The sequence below is a fragment of the Achromobacter pestifer genome (assembly GCF_013267355.1).
Taxonomy (GTDB): Bacteria; Pseudomonadota; Gammaproteobacteria; order Burkholderiales; family Burkholderiaceae_B; genus Achromobacter; species Achromobacter pestifer_A.
The window spans coordinates 262,894-287,822 of record NZ_CP053985.1; the positions used below are offsets into that span (position 1 = coordinate 262,894).

The 24,929-nt window shown below is 63.6% G+C and carries 6 protein-coding genes; all 6 read left to right on the forward strand.

The window, feature by feature from the left end:
* Positions 1–21: 21 nt before the first annotated feature.
* Positions 22–234, forward strand: a complete 213-nt coding sequence (locus tag FOC84_RS01755; RefSeq protein ID WP_173142915.1) for a hypothetical protein — start codon at positions 22–24, stop codon at positions 232–234.
* Complete coding sequence (locus FOC84_RS01760) at positions 218–2,383, forward strand: type I secretion system permease/ATPase (protein ID WP_438800859.1); 2,166 nt, start codon at positions 218–220, stop codon at positions 2,381–2,383. Before FOC84_RS01755 ends, FOC84_RS01760 begins: the two co-directional genes overlap by 17 nt.
* 7 nt (positions 2,384–2,390) lie before the next feature.
* Positions 2,391–3,812 carry an HlyD family type I secretion periplasmic adaptor subunit gene (locus FOC84_RS01765; protein WP_173142917.1) on the forward strand — a complete coding sequence of 474 codons (1,422 nt, stop codon included), beginning with the start codon at positions 2,391–2,393 and terminating at the stop codon, positions 3,810–3,812.
* Positions 3,813–3,819: 7 nt separating this feature from the next.
* Entirely contained in the window at positions 3,820–4,473 is a 654-nt protein-coding gene (locus FOC84_RS01770) for a response regulator transcription factor (protein ID WP_173142918.1), read from the forward strand.
* Positions 4,474–4,556: 83 nt separating this feature from the next.
* Entirely contained in the window at positions 4,557–21,389 is a 16,833-nt protein-coding gene (locus FOC84_RS01775; RefSeq protein WP_173142919.1) for a retention module-containing protein, read from the forward strand.
* A 161-nt stretch (positions 21,390–21,550) separates the two neighbouring features.
* Positions 21,551–24,790, forward strand: coding sequence for a retention module-containing protein (locus FOC84_RS01780; protein WP_173142920.1), 3,240 nt, complete (start codon positions 21,551–21,553; stop codon positions 24,788–24,790).
* Positions 24,791–24,929: the final 139 nt, after the last annotated feature.

A 24,929-nucleotide genomic window follows, 5' to 3' on the forward strand; every position in this document is an offset into this window, starting at 1 on the left:
AAGCAAGCGCAAGGAGACCATATGCAGAAACAGGGCAACGATTTCTCACAACTGGACGCGGACTTCGTCCGCGTTCTGGAAGACTTGATCGACGCGCTGATAGCCAATGGCACCTTGCGTATGACCGACCTGCCTGTGCAGGCTCAACAAAAGCTGAGCCAGCGCAAGCAACAGCGCGCGCGCCTCTCCGAACACCTCGACCTGCTGGATGACGAAGATGGACAAGTTATCTGAAACGGCGGCCCGGGAGTGGCGCGCTGACGCGCGCGCGGCGCACGACGATCCGCTGCTGGATTGCCTGGTCGAAATCACCCGGCTGCATGGCGTAACGGCGACCAGCCAGGCTCTCTCTGCCGGACTGCCGCTGGAAAAACACCGCCTGACTCCCGCGCTGCTGCCACGGGCAGCTGCCCGCGCCCAATTGTCCGCGCGGGTCGTCAAGCGCAAACTGGAAGACATCCCCCAAGATCTGCTGCCAGCCATCCTGCTGCTACGCGGCGAACGGGCCTGCCTGCTGCTCAGCACGGACGGGGACAAGTACCTGATCAGCCATCCCGAGCTGGGCGGCAGTTCCGTCGAAATGACCGCCGAGGCGCTGGCCGAGCAATACACCGGCCTGGTCTGCTTCGTACGCCCGCAGTTCCGCTTCGACGCGCGCGCTCCGGAAGTGGCCAAGGTCCGCGAGCGCCACTGGTTCTGGGCCGCCATCATGGAAAACCGGCGGATGTACCGGGATGCCCTCATCGCGGCCCTGCTGATCAACATCTTCGCCATGGCGATGCCGCTGTTCACGATGAACGTCTACGACCGCGTCGTGCCGAACAACGCGATCGAAACGCTGTGGGTGCTGGCAATAGGCATCGCGCTGGTCATCATCTTCAACATGATATTGAGCACTGCCCGCTCACACGTCGTGGACAGCGCCAGCAAGCGTGTCGACGTGCGACTGTCGGCACAGATCATGGAACGCGTGCTGGATCTGCGCCTCGAAGGCCGGCCCGTCTCGGTCGGATCGTTCGCCGCGAATCTACGCTCTTTCGAATCAATCCGCGATTTCATCGCGTCGGCCACCATCACCACTCTGGTGGACTTGCCCTTCATTCTGCTGTTCCTGGCCGCGCTGGTCTGGATTTCTCCCTGGATGATCCTGCCCCCGCTGGTGGCCATCGTCATCATTCTGCTGGTTTCACTGGCGGCCCAGGCCCGCATGGAATCGCTGACGATGTCGTCGTACCAGGCGTCCTCGCAGCGCAACGCCACACTGGTCGAGGCATTGACTGGTCTGGAAGCCGTCAAGACGCTTAATGCCCAGGGCTCCATCCAGCGCAACTGGGAGCGCGCGACCGAATACATTGCCCAGACCGGCGGCAAGCTCAAGCTGATTTCCTCGTCCGCGGTGGGCATTGTACAAACGGCTCAGCAATTGGTGTCGATCGCGGTGGTCATCATCGGGGTCTACCAGGTTCAAGAGTCCGCGATGTCCATGGGCGGCATCATCGCAGCGTCCATGATCGCCGGACGCTGCCTGGCTCCGCTCGGTCAGGTGGCCGGACTGTTGATGCAATACCAGAACGCCCGCACCTCGCTGGCCTCCATCGACAACTATATGAAGCTGCCGGTGGAGCGGCCGCCCGAGGCCGAATTTCTCCACCGCCCCGTCTTCCACGGAGCCATCGAGTTTCGCGACGTGACGTTCGCCTATCCCGGCACGTCGCAGCCGGTACTCAAGAAGATTTCATTCAAGCTCAATCCTGGCGAGAAAGTCGGCATCATCGGGCGCATCGGTTCCGGCAAGACGACGCTGGAAAAGCTGGCTCTGGCCCTCTATCAGCCTACCGAGGGAGCGGTGCTGCTGGATGGCGTGGACGTGCGCCAGATAGACCCCACCGACGTGCGCCGCGCAATCGGGCACGTACCGCAGGATCCCACCCTGTTCTATGGCAGCCTGAAACACAACCTGGCCATGGGCGCACCCCACGCGGACGACGCCAGCATCCTGGCGGCCGCCAACCTGGCTGGCGTCACCGAATTCGCCAATCTGCATCCCGATGGCTTCGACATGGTGATCGGCGAACGCGGCGAATCGCTGTCCGGCGGCCAACGCCAATCGGTCGCCGTGGCCCGCGCCCTGATCAACGATCCGCCGATTCTGCTGCTGGACGAACCCAGTAGCAATATGGACCACCAGAGCGAGGCGCAACTGCGCAAGCGGCTGGGCGAAGCCAGCGCCAACAAGACAATTCTGCTGGTCACGCACCGTACGGCCCTGCTTGAGCTGGTCGATCGCCTGATCGTCATCGACAACGGCCATATCGTGGCCGATGGTCCGAAGGAACAGGTTGTCGAAGCACTGCGCCAAGGGCGCGTCGGACGCGGAAGCTGAGAGCACCATGAACATGACTTCTGGCGAAGCCCAGCCCACGCTGTTCGGCAAGTTGTGGCGCAAGGTGCGCGGCATATTCGTATTCTTTTTCGACAAGCTGCTGGACGGCACGGAAAAAGGCAAACCCAAAAAGCGTTCCGACTACGTCGGCAATGCGGAGTGGGTCATCCATGAATCGCAGGCCCGCGGCTCGCGGATCCTGCTGTGGGTGTCGCTGCTGGCGGTTGCCCTGCTGCTGGTATGGGCTGCCACGGGCTCGATCGACGAAGTCGTGCGCGGCGAGGGCAAAGTCGTGCCGTCGCGCCAGGTCCAAATCATCCAGAGCCTGGACGGCGGCATCGTCCAGGAGATCCTTGTGCGCCCGGGCCAGGAAGTCGAGTCCGGCCAGATCCTGCTTAAGATCGATTCGACGCGCTTCGCATCGTCGCTCGGCGAAAACAACGCCGAATACTTGTCGCTGCTCGCAAAATCCGCGCGCCTGAAGGCGCTGGCCACTGGCGAACCCTTTGTCGCGCCCGAAGAAGTGCTGCAGCAGGCCCCGGGCCTGGTAGAAATGGAGCGCAACGCGTGGCAAGCCCGGACGACGGAATTGAACGCCACGATCAATGTGGCAAGGGAACAACTCAAGCAACGCCAGGAAGACTTACGCGAAACGATCGCCAAGCGCGACCAGGCGGCCGCAAGCTGCAGCCTGACTTCGCGGGAGTTGCAGGTCACCCGGCCGCTGCTCAAGAGCGGCGCGGTGTCCGAAGTCGACCTGCTGCGCCTGCAACGTGACGTGGCGCGCTATTGCGGCGAACAAAAAGGCGCGGAAGCGCAAATTGACCGTTTCCAGGCGTCCATCAAGGAAGCCGAAAGCAAGGTCCAGGAGTCGGAGCTCAATATCCGCAACCTGGCGCGCAACGAGCTTTCCGAGACCAATACGAAGCTGGCCACGCTGCGCGAGGGCAAGGCGGCGCTGGTGGACCGGGTGAAACTGGCCGAAGTGCGCGCCCCGGTGCGTGGCACGGTCAAGACCCTGTTCAACAACACCGTCGGCGGCGTGGTGCAACCTGGCAAGGACATCATCGAAATCGTCCCCACCGACGATACGCTGCTGCTCGAAGTGCGTGTCCTGCCAAAGGACATCGGTTTCCTGCATGCCAAGCAAAAAGCCGAGGTGAAGTTCACCGCCTACGATTTCTCGATCTATGGCGGGCTGGAAGGTGAAATCGAACAGATCGGCGCCGACACGGTGACCGACGACAAGGGCAATTCCTATTATGTGGTGCGAGTTCGCACGAACCGAAGCACCGTAGGCGACAAGCAACTGCCCATCATCCCGGGGATGGTGGCCGAGGTGCACATTCTGACAGGCAAGCGCACGGTACTGCAGTATCTGCTCAAACCCGTGCTGCGCGCCAAGGCAAATGCATTCACAGAGCGCTGAAGGAGTTATGAAACCCACCCCCGTCCTGCTGATCACTCACGACGACCTGCTCTGGCAGCAATGGCGCAACCTGGACACGCAGCGGTGGCTGCCTGCCCGAGGACGCTCGCTTGCCGACCTGACGCGCTGGCGCGAGCAGGGACGCACGCTGGCCGTGCTGGACTGCGATCTGCCTCGCCTGCCCTCCTGGCAGGACCCTATCTGGGCAGCTACGCTGGCAGGGCTGGACGTCGTGGTGGCCAGCCCCAGTCCCAATGACGAACAAGGCACCCAGATCCTGGGGGCGGGCGCGCACGGTTACTGCCACGCCTATGCCCCGCCCAAGGCCCTGTCGCAGGCGCTTGAGGTCGTGGCGACCGGCGGAATCTGGATGGGACGTTCGCTGGTGAGCCGCCTGCTCAAGCTGGTGGAAGAACGCAGCCAGCCCATCGCCGGCTGGAGCCGGAGCCTGACAGAACGTGAGGAAGTGGTGGCGCGACGCGCGGCGAGCGGCCAGGCGAACGCACAGATCGCCTCGGCCCTGGGCATTACCGAGCGCACGGTCAAGGCCCACCTCTCGGCCGTTTTCGAGAAGCTGAGCGTATCGGACCGCCTGCAGCTGGCCTTGCTCGTCCATGGCATTTCCGTTCCAGACGAAACACGCAGCAAAATCCCCTCCTGAACCTGTCCTCAAGGACAATATCGGCCCAGCACGTAGCAGCCTAGTATCTGGTCATCTCGGATGATTCCTTTCATGGATCCAAAATGGCCAACTCCTCCCCTGCTATCGTCACTGAAATCACTGGTCGCGCGTGGATACGCAATAGCGACGGCTCCCTGACCGAACTGCACGAAGGCAGCAAGGTCCCCGCCGGCAGCGATGTAGTCACCGCCTCCGGAGCAACGGTCGCGCTGCAAGTCGAAAACGGCATGCCGCTGATGATCGGCGAGAACCGTGAAGTGGCGCTAAATGGGGACGCGGCTGGCCCCTTGGCCGATCCGTCCGAAGCTTCCGTCGCCCCGCCGACGGGCACCGACTCCGAACGCCTGCTGGCTGCCCTGCAGGCGGGTCGCGATCCGTTCGACGAACTGGATCCGACCGCTGCCGTTGTGGCAGGCGGCGGCGACAACGGCGGCAGCAGTTTCGTCCGCCTCGCCCGCATTCTTGAAGTCACCACGCCCCTGGACCTGGCCTATCCGAACCCGGCCCGCGGCAACGACGTGCTGCCTCGCCTTTCGGGCGCAGGCGCCGGTTCGGACGAAGACACTGGCACTGGCGCCGTCAACACCCCGCCCCAGGCGCGCGACGATGCGGCCGGCGGCCTGCAAGACGCCCTGGTCCGCGGCAATATGCTCACGAACGACAGCGACCCCGATGGCGACCCGCTGGCGCTTGTGTCCGTCAACGGCCGTCCCATGGGCAGCGGCGGCCTGACGGTGCCGGGCTCCAATGGCGGCGTATTCACGATCGCTCCCGACGGCTCCTATGTGTTCGACCCGCGTGGTGAATACAAGTCGCTGGGCGAAGGTCAAACGGCCACCAGCACGGTCTCGTACACGATTACCGATCCGTCGGGTGCCACCTCGACCGCCACGCTCACCGTGACGATCACCGGCACCAACGATCTGCCCGTGGCGCCCAACTATCAGCACACCACGCCGGAAGACCAGCCCGTCAGCGGCAAGGTCACCGGCACCGATCCCGATGGCGACACGCTGACCTACACGGTCGACAAGCAGCCCGAGCACGGCAAGCTGGAATTCAATCCGACCACCGGCGAGTACACCTACACGCCGAACGAAAACTACAACGGACCCGATCAGTTCACGGTCATCGTCGATGACGGCCACGGCGGCAAGACCACTTCCGTCATCGAGATAGGCGTCACCCCCGTCAATGACGCACCGCTGGTTCCCAACTATGAGCATACGACGCCCGAGGAACAGCCCGTCAGCGGCAAGGTCGTCGGCACCGACGTCGATGGCGACAACCTGACCTACACGGTCGAAAAGCAGCCGGAGAATGGCACGCTGGTGTTCAACCCGACCACGGGTGAATATACCTACACGCCGAACGAGAATTACAACGGTCCTGACCAGTTCACGGTCATCGTCGACGACGGCAAAGGCGGCAAAGCCACTTCGACCATCAATATTGGCGTCACGCCGGTCCTCGACGTACCCACGATTACGGTCTCCGACGCTGGCGACGTGAACGAAGGTTCCTCGGCCACGTTCAACATCAGCCTGCAGAACACGGTCGACCTCGACAAGGACACCACGGTCACGCTCAAGCTGGACGGCCAGATCGAAACCGCCGACCACGGCGCGCCGACGGTCACCATCGGCGGCCAGACCGTCCAGGTCACCGCGAATGCCGACGGCACCTACAGCTTCACGCTTCCCGCCGGCACCACGGGAGGCATCGTCGTCACGGTTCCGACCAACGATGACGCAGTCTTCGAAGGCCGTGAGCAAATGACGCTCACGGCCACCTTGACCGGAGAAACGTCTAGCGGCACGCTGCCGTCGGGCATCTCCGATTCGGGTAATGCCGTCATCGTCGACACCGAAAGCACGGATCCGGGCAACCCCAATCCGGGCGCCGACGTCCCGACGCTGGACGTTTCCAACCCGGGCGATGTCAACGAAGGCTCCGATGCCACGTTCAACATCACGCTGGGCAAGGCCGTCGACGCCGAAACCACCATCACCTTCAAGCTGGGTGGCGAAATCGGGGCCGACGACATCGGCGCGCCCGTGGTCACCATCGGCGGCACCACGGTCAACCTGGTGAACAACGGCAACGGCACCTACAGCTTCCAGGTTCCGGCTGGCACCACCGGCGGCATCGTGGTCACCGTTCCGACCACCGATGACGCCGTCTTCGAAGGCCGTGAAAGCCTCACCCTCGAAGCCACGCTGAGCGGCAAGAGCGCCAGCGGCATTGACCTGCCCGCAGGCATCACCGATACCGGCAACGCCGTCATCGTTGATGACCACGGCACGGGCGCCGACGTGCCCAAGCTGGACGTGTCCAACCCGGGCGACGTCAACGAAGGCACCGACGCCACGTTCAACATCTCGCTGGACAAGGCCGTCGACGCTGAAACCACGATCACCTTCAAGTTCGGCGGCGAGATCGAGGGCGACGACATCGGCGCACCGGTGGTCACCATCGGCGGCACGACCGTCACCCTGGTGAACAACGGCAACGGCACCTACAGCTTCCAGGTGCCTGCCGGCACCACTGGCGGCATCGTCGTCACGGTTCCGACCAACGACGACGCCGTCTTCGAAGGCCGCGAAAGCCTCACCCTCGAAGCCACGCTGAGCGGCAAGAGCGCCAGCGGCGTCGATCTGCCCTCCGGCATCACCGATACCGGCACCGCCGTCATCGTCGACACCGAAAGCACGGATCCGGGCAACCCCAATCCGGGCGCCGACGTTCCGACGCTGGACGTATCCAATCCGGGCGACGTCAACGAAGGCACCGACGCCACGTTCAACATCACGCTGGACAAGGCCGTCGACGCGGAAACCACCATCACCTTCAAGTTCGGCGGTGACATCGAGGGCGACGACATCGGCGCACCGGTAGTCACCATCGGCGGCACGACCGTCACCCTGGTGAACAACGGCAACGGCACCTACAGCTTCCAGGTTCCGGCTGGCACCACCGGCGGCATCGTCGTCACGGTTCCGACCAACGACGACGCCGTCTTCGAAGGCCGCGAAAGCCTCACCCTCGAAGCCACGCTCAGCGGCAAGACCGCCAGCGGCGCGGACCTGCCCTCCGGTATCACCGATACCGGCACCGCCGTCATCGTCGACACCGAAAGCACGGATCCGGGCAACCCCAATCCGGGCGCCGACGTCCCGACGCTGGACGTATCCAATCCAGGCGACGTCAACGAAGGCACCGACGCCACGTTCAACATCACGCTGGACAAGGCCGTCGACGCTGAAACCACGATCACCTTCAAGTTTGGCGGTGACATCGAGGGCGACGACATCGGCGCACCGGTGGTCACCATCGGCGGCACGACCGTCACCCTGGTGAACAACGGCAACGGCACCTACAGCTTCCAGGTCCCGGCTGGCACCACCGGCGGCATCGTGGTCACCGTTCCGACCAACGACGACGCCGTCTTCGAAGGCCGCGAAAGCCTCACCCTCGAAGCCACGCTGAGCGGCAAGAGCGCCAGCGGCATTGACCTGCCCGCAGGCATCACCGATACCGGCACCGCCGTCATCGTTGACGACCACGGCACGGGCGCCGACGTGCCCAAGCTGGACGTGTCCAATCCGGGCGACGTCAACGAAGGCACCGACGCCACGTTCAACATCACGCTGGACAAGGCCGTCGACGCTGAAACCACGATCACCTTCAAGTTCGGCGGTGACATCGAGGGCGACGACATCGGCGCACCGGTGGTCACCATCGGCGGCACCACCGTCACCCTGGTGAACAACGGCAACGGCACCTACAGCTTCCAGGTTCCGGCCGGCACCACCGGCGGCATCGTCGTCACGGTTCCGACCAACGATGACGCCGTCTTCGAAGGCCGTGAAAGCCTCACCCTCGAAGCCACGCTGAGCGGCAAGAGCGCCAGCGGCATTGACCTGCCCGCAGGCATCACCGATACCGGCACCGCCGTCATCGTTGATGACCACGGCACGGGCGCCGACGTGCCCAAGCTGGACGTGTCCAATCCGGGCGACGTCAACGAAGGCACCGACGCCACGTTCAACATCACGCTGGACAAGGCCGTCGACGCTGAAACCACGATCACCTTCAAGTTCGGCGGTGACATCGAGGGCGACGACATCGGCGCACCGGTGGTCACCATCGGCGGCACGACCGTCACCCTGGTGAACAACGGCAACGGCACCTACAGCTTCCAGGTCCCGGCTGGCACCACCGGCGGCATCGTGGTCACCGTTCCGACCAACGACGACGCCGTCTTCGAAGGCCGTGAAAGCCTCACCCTCGAAGCCACGCTGAGCGGCAAGAGCGCCAGCGGCATTGACCTGCCCGCAGGCATCACCGATACCGGCACCGCCGTCATCGTTGACGACCACGGCACGGGCGCCGACGTGCCCAAGCTGGACGTGTCCAATCCGGGCGACGTCAACGAAGGCACCGACGCCACGTTCAACATCACGCTGGACAAGGCCGTCGACGCTGAAACCACGATCACCTTCAAGTTCGGCGGTGACATCGAGGGCGACGACATCGGCGCACCGGTGGTCACCATCGGCGGCACCACCGTCACCCTGGTGAACAATGGCAACGGCACCTACAGCTTCCAGGTTCCGGCCGGCACCACTGGCGGCATCGTCGTCACCGTTCCGACCAACGACGACGCCGTCTTCGAAGGCCGCGAAAGCCTCACCCTCGAAGCCACGCTGAGCGGCAAGAGCGCCAGCGGCATTGACCTGCCCGCAGGCATCACCGATACCGGCACCGCCGTCATCGTTGACGACCACGGCACGGGCGCCGACGTGCCCAAGCTGGACGTGTCCAATCCGGGCGACGTCAACGAAGGCACCGACGCCACGTTCAACATCACGCTGGACAAGGCCGTCGACGCTGAAACCACGATCACCTTCAAGTTCGGCGGTGACATCGAGGGCGACGACATCGGCGCACCGGTGGTCACCATCGGCGGCACCACCGTCACCCTGGTGAACAACGGCAACGGCACCTACAGCTTCCAGGTTCCGGCCGGCACCACTGGCGGCATCGTCGTCACCGTTCCGACCACCGATGACGCCGTCTTCGAAGGCCGCGAAAGCCTCACCCTCGAAGCCACGCTGAGCGGCAAGAGCGCCAGCGGCATTGACCTGCCCGCAGGCATCACCGACACCGGCACCGCCGTCATCGTTGACGACCACGGCACGGGCGCCGACGTGCCCAAGCTGGACGTGTCCAACCCGGGCGACGTCAACGAAGGCACCGACGCCACGTTCAACATCACGCTGGACAAGGCCGTCGACGCTGAAACCATGATCACCTTCAAGTTCGGTGGCGACATCGAGGGCGACGACATCGGCGCACCGGTGGTCACCATCGGCGGCACCACCGTCACCCTGGTGAACAACGGCAACGGCACCTACAGCTTCCAGGTTCCGGCCGGCACCACCGGCGGCATCGTCGTCACGGTTCCGACCAACGATGACGCCGTCTTCGAAGGCCGTGAAAGCCTCACCCTCGAAGCCACGCTGAGCGGCAAGAGCGCCAGCGGCATTGACCTGCCCGCAGGCATCACCGATACCGGCACCGCCGTCATCGTTGACGACCACGGCACGGGCGCCGACGTGCCCAAGCTGGACGTGTCCAACCCGGGCGACGTCAACGAAGGCACCGACGCCACGTTCAACATCACGCTGGACAAGGCCGTCGACGCGGAAACCACGATCACCTTCAAGTTCGGTGGCGACATCGAGGGCGACGACATCGGCGCGCCCGTGGTCACCATCGGCGGCACGACCGTCACTCTGGTGAACAACGGCAACGGCACCTACAGCTTCCAGGTCCCGGCTGGCACCACCGGCGGCATCGTGGTCACCGTTCCGACCAACGATGACGCCATCTTCGAAGGCCGTGAAAACCTCACCCTCGAAGCCACGCTCAGCGGCAAGAGCGCCAGCGGCATTGACCTGCCCGCAGGCATCACCGATACCGGCACTGCCGTCATCGTTGACGACCACGGCACGGGCGCCGACGTCCCAACGCTGAATGTGGACGACGCCGGTACCGTCAATGAAGGCTCCGATGCCGTCTTTAATGTCAGCCTGGGCAAGGCGGTCGACGCCGACACCACGCTCACTTTCAAGCTCGGCGGTGAAATCGAGGCCAGCGACATTGGTACCGTCAAGGTCACCATCGGCGGCCAGACTGCCACGATTACCAGCAACCCCGACGGTTCGTTCAGCGTCACCGTCCCGGCCGGTACCACCGGCGGCATCGTCGTCACCGTCCCGACCGCCGCGGATGGAGTATTCGAAGGCAGCGAGAAGTTGACCTTGACGGGCACGCTGACCGGTGCCTCCGCCAGCGGCATCGCCTTGCCTGGCGGCATCACCGATATCGGCAACGCCGCCATCGTCGACATCCTGGGCCCGGGCGGCGACGCTCCGACGTTGGACGTCTCCGATCCAGGCAACGTCAACGAGGGTTCCGACGCTGTCTTCAACGTCACGCTGGGCAAGCCAGTCAACGCCGAAACCACCATCACCTTCAAGTTGGGTGGTGACATCGAGTCCGATGACATCGGCGCGCCCGTGGTCACCATCGGTGGCAACCCGGTCACCCTGGTGAACAACGGCAACGGCACCTACAGCTTCCAGGTCCCGGCTGGCACCACCGGCGGCATCGTCGTCACGGTTCCGACCAACAACGACGCCGTCTTCGAAGGCAGCGAGAAGCTGACCCTCGAAGCCACCCTGACCGGCAAGACCGCCAGCGGTGTGGACCTGCCCGCAGGCATCACCGACACCGGCAACGCCGCCATCGTCGACACCCAAGGTCCGGGCGCCGATGTCCCGACCCTGGACGTCTCTGATCCGGGCAATGTCAACGAAGGTTCCGACGCCGTCTTCAACGTCACGCTCGGCAAGGCCGTCGACGCGGAAACCACCATCACCTTCAAGTTGGGTGGTGACATCGAGTCCGATGACATCGGCGCGCCCGTGGTCACCATCGGTGGCACCACGGTCACCCTGGTGAACAACGGCAACGGCACCTACAGCTTCCAGGTCCCGGCTGGCACCGCCGGCGGCATTGTCGTCACCGTTCCGACCAACAACGACGCCGTCTTCGAAGGCAGCGAGAAGCTGACCCTCGAAGCCACGCTGACCGGCAAGACCGCCAGCGGTGTTGATCTGCCCGCAGGCATCACCGACACCGGCAACGCCGCCATCGTCGACACCCAAGGTCCGGGCGCGGATGTCCCGACCCTGGACGTCTCCGATCCGGGCAATGTCAACGAAGGTTCCGACGCCGTCTTCAACGTCACGCTCGGCAAGGCCGTCGACGCGGAAACCACCATCACCTTCAAGTTGGGTGGTGACATCGAGTCCGATGACATCGGCGCGCCCGTGGTCACCATCGGTGGCACCACGGTCACCCTGGTGAACAACGGCAACGGCACCTACAGCTTCCAGGTCCCGGCTGGCACCGCCGGCGGCATCGTGGTCACGGTTCCGACCAACAACGACGCCGTCTTCGAAGGCAGCGAGAAGCTGACCCTCGAAGCCACCCTGACCGGCAAGACCGCCAGCGGTGTGGACCTGCCCGCAGGCATCACCGACACTGGCAACGCCGCCATCGTCGACACCCAAGGTCCGGGCGCGGATGTCCCGACCCTGGACGTCTCTGATCCGGGCAATGTCAACGAAGGTTCCGACGCGGTCTTCAACGTCACGCTCGGCAAGGCCGTCGACGCGGAAACCACCATCACCTTCAAGTTGGGTGGTGACATCGAGTCCGATGACATCGGCGCGCCCGTGGTCACCATCGGTGGCAACCCGGTCACCCTGGTGAACAACGGCAACGGCACCTACAGCTTCCAGGTCCCGGCTGGCACCACCGGCGGCATCGTCGTCACGGTTCCGACCAACAACGACGCCGTCTTCGAAGGCAGCGAGAAGCTGACCCTCGAAGCCACCCTGACCGGCAAGACCGCCAGTGGCGTGGACCTGCCCGCAGGCATCACCGACACCGGCAACGCCGCCATCGTCGACACCCAAGGTCCGGGCGCCGATGTCCCGACGCTGGACGTCTCTGATCCGGGCAACGTCAACGAAGGTTCCGACGCGGTCTTCAACGTCACGCTGGGCAAGGCCGTTGACGCCAACACTACGCTGACCTTCAAGCTCGGCGGCGAGATCGAGGCCAACGACATCGGTACCGTCAAGGTCACCATCGGCGGCCAACCGGTAACCGTCACGGCCAACGCCGATGGCACCTTCAGCGTCACCGTCCCGGCTGGCACCACTGGCGGCATCGTGGTCACGGTTCCGACCAACAACGACGCCGTCTTCGAAGGCAGCGAGAAGCTGACCCTCGAAGCCACCCTGACCGGCAAGACCGCCAGCGGTGTTGATCTGCCCGCAGGCATCACCGACACCGGCAACGCCGCCATCGTCGACACCCAAGGTCCGGGCGCCGATGTCCCGACGCTGGACGTCTCTGATCCGGGCAACGTCAACGAAGGTTCCGACGCGGTCTTCAACGTCACGCTGGGCAAGGCCGTTGACGCCAACACTACGCTGACCTTCAAGCTCGGCGGCGAGATCGAGGCCAACGACATCGGTACCGTCAAGGTCACCATCGGCGGCCAACCGGTAACCGTCACGGCCAACGCCGATGGCACCTTCAGCGTCACCGTCCCGGCTGGCACCACTGGCGGCATCGTCGTCACGGTTCCGACCAACAATGACGCCGTCTTCGAAGGCAGCGAGAAGCTGACCCTCGAAGCCACCCTGACCGGCAAGACCGCCAGTGGCGTGGATCTGCCCGCAGGCATCACCGACACCGGCAACGCCGCCATCGTCGACACCCAAGGTCCGGGCGCCGATGTCCCGACCCTGGACGTCTCCGATCCGGGCAATGTCAACGAAGGTTCCGACGCCGTCTTCAATGTCACGCTGGGCAAGGCGGTTGACGCCAACACCACGCTGACCTTCAAGCTCGGCGGCGAGATCGAGGCCAACGACATCGGTACCGTCAAGGTCACCATCGGCGGCAATCCGGTCACCGTCACCGCCAACGCCGATGGCACCTTCAGCGTCACCGTTCCGGCTGGCACCACTGGCGGCATTGTCGTCACGGTCCCGACCAACAACGACGCCGTCTTCGAAGGCAGCGAGAAGCTGACCCTCGAAGCCACGCTGACCGGCAAGACCGCCAGTGGCGTGGATCTGCCCGCAGGCATCACCGACACCGGCAACGCCGCCATCGTCGACACCCAAGGTCCGGGCGCCGATGTCCCGACCCTGGACGTCTCCGATCCGGGCAATGTCAACGAAGGTTCCGACGCCGTCTTCAATGTCACGCTGGGCAAGGCGGTTGACGCCAACACCACGCTGACCTTCAAGCTCGGCGGCGAGATCGAGGCCAACGACATCGGTACCGTCAAGGTCACCATCGGCGGCAATCCGGTCACCGTCACCGCCAACGCCGATGGCACCTTCAGCGTCACCGTTCCGGCTGGCACCACTGGCGGCATCGTCGTCACGGTCCCGACCAACAACGACGCCGTCTTCGAAGGCAGCGAGAAGCTGACCCTCGAAGCCACCCTGACCGGCAAGACCGCCAGCGGTGTTGATCTGCCCGCAGGCATCACCGACACCGGCAACGCCGCCATCGTCGACACCCAAGGTCCGGGCGCTGACGTCCCGACCCTGGACGTCTCCGATCCGGGCAATGTCAACGAAGGTTCCGACGCCGTCTTCAATGTCACGCTCGGCAAGGCGGTTGACGCCAACACCACGCTGACCTTCAAGCTCGGCGGCGAGATCGAGGCCAACGACATCGGTACCGTCAAGGTCACCATCGGCGGCAATCCGGTCACCGTCACCGCCAACGCCGATGGCACCTTCAGCGTCACCGTCCCGGCTGGCACCACTGGCGGCATTGTCGTCACGGTCCCGACCAACAACGACGCCGTCTTCGAAGGCAGCGAGAAGCTGACCCTCGAAGCCACGCTGACCGGCAAGACCGCCAGTGGCGTGGACCTGCCCGCAGGCATCACCGACACCGGCAACGCCGCCATCGTCGACACCCAAGGTCCGGGCGCCGATGTCCCGACCCTGGACGTCTCTGATCCGGGCAATGTCAACGAAGGTTCCGACGCCGTCTTCAATGTCACGCTGGGCAAGGCGGTTGACGCCAACACCACGCTGACCTTCAAGCTCGGCGGCGAGATCGAAGCCAACGACATCGGTACCGTCAAGGTCACCATCGGCGGCCAACCGGTAACCGTCACGGCCAACGCCGACGGCACCTTCAGCGTCACCGTTCCGGCTGGCACCACTGGCGGCATTGTCGTCACGGTCCCGACCAACAACGACGCCGTCTTCGAAGGCAGCGAGAAGCTGACCCTGCAAGCCACGCTGACCGGCACCACCGCCAGCGGCACCGCGCTGCCCCCGGGCATCACCGACACCGGCAATGCCGCCATCGTCGACACCCAAGGTCCGGGCGCGGATGTCCCGACCCTGGACGTCTCTGATCCGGGCAATGTCAACGAAGGTTCCGACGCCGTCTTCAATGTCACGCTGGGCAAGGCGGTTGACGCCAACACCACGCTGACCTTCAAGCTCGGCGGCGAGATCGAAGCCAACGACATCGGTACCGTCAAGGTCACCATCGGCGGCCAACCGGTAACCGTCACGGCCAACGCCGACGGCACCTTCAGCGTCACCGTTCCGGCTGGCACCACTGGCGGCATTGTCGTCACGGTCCCGACCAACAACGACGCCGTCTTCGAAGGCAGCGAGAAGCTGACCCTCGAAGCCACGCTGACCGGCACCACCGCCAGCGGCACCGCGCTGCCCCCGGGCATCACCGACACCGGCAATGCCGCCATCGTCGACACCCAAGGTCCGGGCGCGGATGTCCCGACCCTGGACGTCTCTGATCCGGGCAATGTCAACGAAGGTTCCGACGCCGTCTTCAACGTCACGCTGGGCAAGGCGGTTGACGCCAACACCACGCTGACCTTCAAGCTCGGCGGCGAGATCGAGGCCAACGACATCGGTACCGTCAAGGTCACCATCGGTGGCAATCCTGTCACCGTCACCGCCAACGCCGACGGCACCTTCAGCGTCACCGTTCCGGCCGGCACCACTGGCGGCATCGTCGTCACCGTTCCGACCAACAACGACGCCGTCTTCGAAGGCAGCGAGAAGCTGACCCTCGAAGCCACGCTGACCGGCACCACCGCCAGCGGCACCGCGCTGCCCCCGGGCATCACCGACACCGGCAATGCCGCCATCGTCGACACCCAAGGTCCGGGCGCCGATGTCCCGACCCTGGACGTCTCTGATCCGGGCAATGTCAACGAAGGTTCCGACGCCGTCTTCAATGTCACGCTGGGCAAGGCGGTTGACGCCAACACCACGCTGACCTTCAAGCTCGGCGGCGAGATCGAAGCCAACGACATCGGTACCGTCAAGGTCACCATCGGCGGCCAACCGGTAACCGTCACGGCCAACGCCGACGGCACCTTCAGCGTCACCGTTCCGGCTGGCACCACTGGCGGCATTGTCGTCACGGTCCCGACCAACAACGACGCCGTCTTCGAAGGCAGCGAGAAGCTGACCCTCGAAGCCACGCTGACCGGCACCACCGCCAGCGGCACCGCGCTGCCCCCGGGCATCACCGACACCGGCAATGCCGCCATCGTCGACACCCAAGGTCCGGGCGCGGATGTCCCGACCCTGGACGTCTCTGATCCGGGCAATGTCAACGAAGGTTCCGACGCCGTCTTCAACGTCACGCTGGGCAAGGCGGTTGACGCCAACACCACGCTGACCTTCAAGCTCGGCGGCGAGATCGAGGCCAACGACATCGGTACCGTCAAGGTCACCATCGGTGGCAATCCTGTCACCGTCACCGCCAACGCCGACGGCACCTTCAGCGTCACCGTTCCGGCCGGCACCACTGGCGGCATCGTCGTCACCGTTCCGACCAACAACGACGCCGTCTTCGAAGGCAGCGAGAAGCTGACCCTCGAAGCCACGCTGACCGGCACCACCGCCAGCGGCACCGCGCTGCCCCCGGGCATCACCGACACCGGCAATGCCGCCATCGTCGACACCCAAGGTCCGGGCGCCGATGTCCCGACCCTGGACGTCTCTGATCCGGGCAATGTCAACGAAGGTTCCGACGCCGTCTTCAACGTCACGCTGGGCAAGGCGGTTGACGCCAACACCACGCTGACCTTCAAGCTCGGCGGCGAGATCGAGGCCAACGACATCGGTACCGTCAAGGTCACCATCGGTGGCAATCCTGTCACCGTCACCGCCAACGCCGACGGCACCTTCAGCGTCACCGTTCCGGCCGGCACCACTGGCGGCATCGTCGTCACGGTCCCGACCAACAATGACGCCGTCTTCGAAGGCAGCGAGAAGCTGACCCTGCAAGCCACGCTGACCGGCACCACCGCCAGCGGAACCGCGCTGCCCCCGGGCATCACCGACACCGGCAACGCCGCCATCGTCGACACCCAAGGTCCGGGCGCTGACGTACCCAAGCTGGATGTCAAGGACGCGGGCGACGTCATCGAAGGCAACGCAGCGAACTTCAACGTCAGCCTGGACAAGGCGGTTGATGCCGAAACCACGCTGACCTTCAAGCTCGGCGGCGAGATCACCGCGGCTGACCATGGCGTCCCCACTGTCAGCATCGGCGGCCAGTCCGTCACCGTCACTGCCAACGCCGACGGCACCTACAGCTTCAAGGTGCCCGCGGGCACCACCGGCGGCATCGTCGTCACGGTTCCGACCACGCCCGATGGCGTTTACGAAGGCCGTGAGAGCATGACCTTGACGGCGACGCTGACCGGCGCCACCGCCAGCGGCACCGCGCTGCCCCCGGGCATCACCGACAGCGGCAATGCTGCAATCGTCGACATCAACAAGCCGCCTGTCGTGGGAGGTGGAAACACTGCCGTCTCCGAAGAAGGCCTGGCTGGTGGCATCAAAGACAGCAACGGCACATCGGATACGACCGATTCGCCCCAGGCGAACGGCCAACTGTCGATCACCGACGACAACAACGCCGCCTACAACATTACGCTGGTTGCGCCCGCCAATGGCGCCCTGACGTCCCACGGCACGCCCATAGTCTGGACGCTGTCCGACAATGGCCACACGCTGACGGGCCGCGCGGGCGGCACGGACGCCATCGTCATCAAGATCGACGATAACGGCGCCTACAACGTGAAGCTGCTGGCTCCGGTTGACCACCCCGACACCTCGCGTGAAGACACGCTGGGCCTGTCGATCGGCGTCAAGGTGTCGGATGGCGTCAATCCGACGGTGTCTACCAACATCAACATCACGATCGAGGACGACTCGCCGGTGGTGCAGCCGAACGCCCCCGTCTCGGTGCAAACCACCAACATCCCTGATGTCTACACGGGCAAGGTGAGCTTCGCTGGCACCCAGACCAGCGACAGCCAGATGAAGATGACCTTCGGCAATGGCGCGATTGAAGTCACGGCCAAGGGCTTCACGTCCAAATCCGACGTCACGCTGATCGATGCCATGGTCAACCAGAGCAAGTCTGGCCTGGGCGTCGCAAGCACGGACGCGCCGTACCACAACATCGCCAATGAAATCGACTATCGCAAGACGTCCGACGGCAAGGGTGCGTCCGAAGAACTGACCATCCACCTGACCGGCGGCAAGGTCGCCTACGGCGCCACCATCGACTTCGGTGCGATGTATGGCGGCGAGCTGGAAAGCGGTGTTGCGAAGTTCTACCGCAATGGCGTGCTGATTGCAGAACGCACCTTCACCTCCGACCAGAATGGCGGCGACTATGCGGCAAACTTCCGCGTCGAGGAAGGTGGCTTCGACACGATTGTGATTTCGGCCACGGACAACCACAAGAACTCGTCCAGCGACAACAGCGACTTCACCGTCACCGGCATCACCTTCCTGGGCAGCGATTCGGTCCAGGCCATCGCCTACGGCGAAGGCACGCTGAACTACGGCTACGGCGCCGACGGTGCAGGCCGTCTGGAGCTGACGGGCGCGGAAGGCGGCCTGAAGACGCGCGACGGCGCAAACATTACGGTCAAGCTGAGCAATGGCAACCTGATCGAAGGCCGCGACCCGTCGGGCAACCTCGTCTTCGAGATGCGCCTGACGCCGGCCACCGGCAAGTGGGAGTTCTATCAGTACCAGCCCATGCAAGGCACCGCGGATGGCAAGCTCGACTTCACCTACAAGGTGACGGATGCCGACGGCGACTACACCAATGGCCACTTCGAAGTGGCGGGCGTGGAGCCTCCTGGCCCCAGCCTCAGCATCGACGACTACAACCTCGATGCGCCGGGCGCGATCAGCGTGTCGGAAGCCTTGGCATCCAACGGCGGAACATTCACGATCACGGCGGGCGCTGGTCTGAAGTCGCTGACGCTCGATGGCCCGGGTAACGCCGACGCCACCCTGACGCTGGACCGTCTGGCCGACCTGGCGAACAACCCGCTTACCCTGCCGACCAGCAAGGGCACGCTGACGCTGACCGGCTACGACCCGTCGACCGGCAAGGTCAGCTACACATACCAGAGCAGCGGCCAACAGTCGCACACCGGTGACGACACCAACGTGCAGGATCACTTCCAGATTACGGTGGAAGACAAGTTCGGCGGCAAGGCGACGGGCGACCTGGGTGTGCTGATCACCGACACGGCTCCCAGCCTCAAGCCGATCGCCGAAAGCTCGGCGTTGTCTTCGCACGGCACCAACATCATGCTGACGCTGGATACGTCTGGCAGCATGAATTACGGTAGCGGTGTCTACAACGGTTGGACGCAGTTGTCGCGCCTGGCGGTACTGAAGTCCTCGGTCAACAACCTGCTCGACAAGTACGGCGAAGCCGGCGACGTGCGCGTGATGATCGTCGAATTCAATACCTCTGCCTCGCAGAAGGGCGGCGGTTGGATGTCCCTGGCGGAAGCCAAGGCGCTGGTGAGCGGCCTTGGTTATGGCGGCGGCACCAACTACCAGACCGCGCTGGACACTGCCATGAATGCCTGGAACAACTCCGGCACGGGCAAGCTGGAGGGTGGCAACGTCCAGAACATCTCCTACTTCTTCACCGACGGAGAACCCGATTCGAACCGTTCCGTCAGTTCCACCCAGCAGACGACGTGGGAAAAATTCCTCACGGACAACCATATCAACTCTTATGGCATCGGCCTGGGTACTGGCGCGACCGGCGGCTACATCGATCCGATCTCCTATAACCCTGACCGGCCCGCAGACAGCAACACGATCCTCGTGAAGGACCTTAATGGTCTCGACACAGCGATTGAAGGCACCATTGCTCCCCCGATCATCGGTGATATCGCCGCGGGCGGCACATTGGGCGCCGATTTGAGCGGCGCGCGCATCACGCAACTGGTCATCGAAGGCAAGACGTACAGCTACAACGTGGCAACCAACAAGGTGACCGCCACCTCGGGCGCTACATACAGCTTCGACGCCGCCACGTCCGAACTGACCGTGACCACCGCGCACGGCAAGTTCACGCTGGATCTGGCCGGTGACAACCTGGGCGACTACCGCTACGTGCCGAAGACGGCTGGCACCGACACCATCCAGTTCACGGTGCAGGACGGCGACGGCGACACGGCAAGCTCCAGCATCACGGTCAACGTGACGGCGCCGGTGTACCAGGCTCCGGACGCGGTGAATGACAAGATCATCACCAACATCATGGGCACGCAGCTCACGGTGCAGTCCGGATCGTTGCTGGCCAACGACGTTCGGGGCACGGGTGCGCTGACGATGGGGCCGCTGACGGTGAATACCGGTTGGGATCAGGGTAAAGACTTCACGCGTAGTACATTGAAGACCTATGAAATCACCGGCAAGAACACTAAGGAACTGTCAATCGCGCGCAGTGAATTCACGAAAACCGGCGCGGGTACGGACAAGGCCCAATTGGTGGTGAAGGGCTATCTGGACAAAGTTGGCGCTAATAATGGCAACGATCAAGACACGCTGTTCATTGCGCTGATCGCCGGTGAAGTGTTGACCTTGGATCACAACTTCACCAACCCCAACTGGATCAGGATGGAGTACCGCCTGGCCGGCTCGACTGGACCATACACCGTCGTTGCCGACGGCGGCACGATCCCGGTGACACAGTCAGGCAACTACGAGATCCACATCGTCAACATTCCCGACAATGGAAACGGCACTGGCTCCACTGCGGAGGAGAACTACACGCTCACAATGAAGGTCGACTACAGCAACGTCACTCTGGACGTCGCTACCGCCAACAGCTCGTACACCATCCAGACAGCCGACGGCCACAGCGACACTGCCAACGTCTCGGTGAGCTACCAGTCGGGCAACCACCTGGCTGGTACCAACGACAGTGAAATTCTGTTGGCGGGCAACGGCAACGACACGCTGGACGGCGGCAAGGGCAATGACGTACTCATCGGCGGCAAGGGCCACGACGTCCTGACCGGCGGCGAGGGCTCGGATACCTTCCGCTGGGAGCTCAACGATCAGGGCACGATCGCGAATCCGGCGGTTGACCGGATCACGGACTTCTCCATGGACAAGCCGGCCGACGGCGGTGACATCCTGGACCTGAAGGACCTGCTCGTGGGCGAGAAGGACGGCAACCTGTCGCAGTACCTGAACTTCACGGAGGATCCGGCCAACGCCAACAACACGCTTGTCGAGATCAACACCCAGGGCAAGCTTGGCACCCAGGGCGCGGATCAGAAGATCGTGCTGGAAAACGTCGACCTGACGCACAATGGTCAGATGGACAATCAGGCCATCATCAACGACCTGCTGCAGAAGGGTAAGCTGAACGTCGACCACAGCTAAGCAGCAAGCCCCGGGAAGGCCGGCAACGGCCTTCCCGGCGGTGCACTCTTCATCAAGCATCTGCATTGCTGCTTGACGCTATCAATGTTGCCAGTATCGAACGCCGGCAACGCCATCTAGTATCTGGCCACCTTGGATAACGCCCTGAAAAGGGAACCGACATGGCCAATACGTCTCCCGCAATCGTCAACGAAATCTCCGGCCGCGCGTGGCTGCGCCATGGCGACGGGTCCCTGACCGAACTCCATCAGGGCAGCAAGATACCCGTCGGCAGCGACGTCGTCACAGCCTCGGGCAGCACGGTTTCCCTTCAGATTGAAAACGGCATGCCGATCATCATCGGCGAGAGCCGCGAGGTCGCGCTGACCGCCGAAATGACCGGCACTCTGGACGACTCATCCGAAGCCGCGGTAGCTCCGCCCATGGGCACCGATTCCGAACGCTTGTTGGCAGTCCTGCGCGACGGCCACGACTTGTCCGACGAGCTCGACCCCACCGCAGCTGCCATGGCCGGCGGCGGTGGGGCTGGCGGCAGCAGTTTCGTCCGCCTGGCCCGCCTGCTGGAAACCACCAACCCGCTTGACCTGAGCTACTCAAATCCCAACCGTGGCGACGATGACTTGCCTCGCATGTCCAGTACTGGCTCCGTCAGCGACGACGAAGAAGCGCCCACACCGCTCAGCGTCAACAACGCGCCCGGCGCGCGGGACGATGCGGGCCACGGCGATCAAAACAGCCTGGTACGGGGCAACCTGCTCGCGAACGACGCGGACCCAGACGGCGACCCACTGGCGATAACGTCGGTCGGTGGCCGGGCCATGACCTCGGACGGCGTTACGGTTGCGGGCAGCAATGGCGGCACGTTCACTGTCCTGCCGGACGGCAGCTATGTCTTCACGCCGGGAAACGCCTTTGAGCGCCTGGCCGCGGGCGAAACCGCTGTCAGCACCATTTCGTACACCATCATGGATCCCAGCGGCGCCACCTCCACGGCTACCGCCGTCGTGACGATCACCGGCACCAACGACGGCCCGGTCTCCATCGCCATTTCAGACACCTCCAGCCTGGATGCCCAGACCCATGTGAGCTATGACATCTCTGGCCGCTTCTCGGACCCCGACGCGAGCGACAAGCTCATCTACACCGCAACCGGCTTGCCGCCTGGCCTGAGCATCGATCCGCACACCGGCATCATTACCGGCGACATCGATCCCTCGGCCTCGCAAGGCGGCAGTCTCGGCGTCTACAACATCACCATTACCGCCACGGATCCCTCTGGCGCGACAACTTCACAGAAGTTCGACTGGGCCATCGCCAATCCCGCACCCATCGCGGTTGGCGACTCGGGTGCTGCCAGCGACGACTCAGCCCTTGACGTCAGCGCCCAAGACGGCGTGCTGGCAAACGACAGGGATCCAGACGGCGACGGGCTTACCGTCTCGCAAGTCAACGGCAACGCAGCCAATGTGGGCGCCGCCATCGCGGGCTCCCATGGCGGCACGTTCACGCTGAACGCGGACGGCTCCTACAGTTTCGACCCAGGCTCCGCCTTTCAATACCTCGGCGCCGGCGAAAAAATCTACAGTTCGATCACTTACACCGTCTCCGACGGCGAGGGAGGTACAAGCACGGCGACCCTCACGGTCGAAATTACCGGTACCAACCAGACGCCGGTAATCCTGCCCCATGCCGACCAGGTCCTGGAAGACCACTCGGCCTCTGGCAACGTGCTCAGCGGCGCGGCCGATGCCGACAACGATGCGCTGAGCGTTGTCACATACACCGTCGACGGCGCGAAGTACCTCGCGGGCAACACGGCATACATAGCGGGCGTGGGCTCGATCCTCATCAATGCCGACGGCAGCTATACATTCACGCCGGACGCGGATTGGAACGGCGCAGTGCCGCAGGTCACCTATACCGTGACGGATGGCTCTGTCACGACGTCATCCACCTTGGACATTGGCGTCCTGTCCGTCAACGAGGCGCCGCTGTCGCGGGACAACCCCGACAATGCGGTAGCCGGCGACCGCTACGTATTTGGCCTGAATGACTTCCCGTTCTCCGATCCGCAGGAGGGCCATTCGCTAAAGTCGGTGATCATAGATTCTCTCCCCTCACTCGGTACGCTGCTCCTGAACGGCGAAGCGATCGCGCCAGGACGTGAAATCAGCCTGGAAGACCTGGCCAACGGCAAACTGACGTTTCAACCCGACGGCCAAAACTTCCGCCGCAGCGACGGTTCGTCCTTCGAATTCCGTGTCAAGGATACCGGCGGCACCGCCAACGGCGGCCAGGACACCTCACATCAGCAGACGTTCAAGCTGAGTACTGGCGAGCTTATCGCCGGCAACAACTACTTCGGCGACAACAGCACTCCGGATAACAACATCTACTATTGGATGGGCGGCAACGGTAATGACGTAATACTGGGCGACAAAGGCGGCGTACTGGGAATTCCTCCTCCCGAACCACATTCTCTCAGCGGATTGTTTTTGCCGGACCCTTCCGAGTTGGAGGTCCACGCAAAGAGCAGCTTGGACCATGTGCTGGCTCCGCTGAGCAACGACGAGCTCTTCGGCAGGGGCGGTTCAGACATTCTTTTCGGCGACGCCATCAACACGGACTTCCTGCCCTGGGGCGTTGATGGCAACCCGGCCAGGCCTGAGGGCCTGCTGGATGGATCTGGTCTGTGGGCGCTCAAGGAATTCTTGCTTCTCAAGAATGGCGTGCCACCTACAGATGCCGATCTTTACCGGTTCATCTCGAACAACCACGACATGCTCGACGTGCACGGCGATACACGTGGTGGACAGGACTTCCTTGCTGGCAATGAAGGCGATGACATCCTCTACGGCCAAGGCGGCAACGACGAGCTCTCAGGCGGCCGTGGCCAAGACATCCTGTCGGGCGGCACTGGCAACGACATTCTGGAAGGCAACGGAGGAAGCGATGTCCTGATTGGCGGCATGGGCAATGACATCGTGATCGGTGATGGCTTTGACTTCTATAGACGGGACGGCAGCGGGTATAGCGTCGACAGCGACACGTTCAAGTGGGAATTCAACGATCAGGGCACAATCACCGCCCCGGCAGTGGATACAATCCGGGACTTCTCGATCCTGAAACCTGTCGAAGATGGCGACATCCTGGATCTGCAGGAATTGCTGGTCGGCGAAAGCGACAGCACACTGACCAAGTACCTGGACTTCCGCAAGGAAGGCTATAACACGGTCATCGACGTGAATACCCAGGGCAAGCTTGGCACCCAGGGCGCGGATCAGAAGATCGTGCTAGAAAACGTCGACCTCACCCACGATGCCTACGGCCAGTTCATGAACAACCAGGCCATCATCAACGACCTGCTGCAGAAGGGAAAGCTGAACGTTGACCACAGCTAAGCAGTAAGCCCAAGCAGGGTCCGCAATGGCCTTCTTGGCGTGATGCACTTTCCGTCATTGCGCTACCTAAATGCTTAGCACTATCAGTATTGCCAGTATCGAGCGGCAGCAGCGCCATCTAGCATCAAGCCATCTTGGA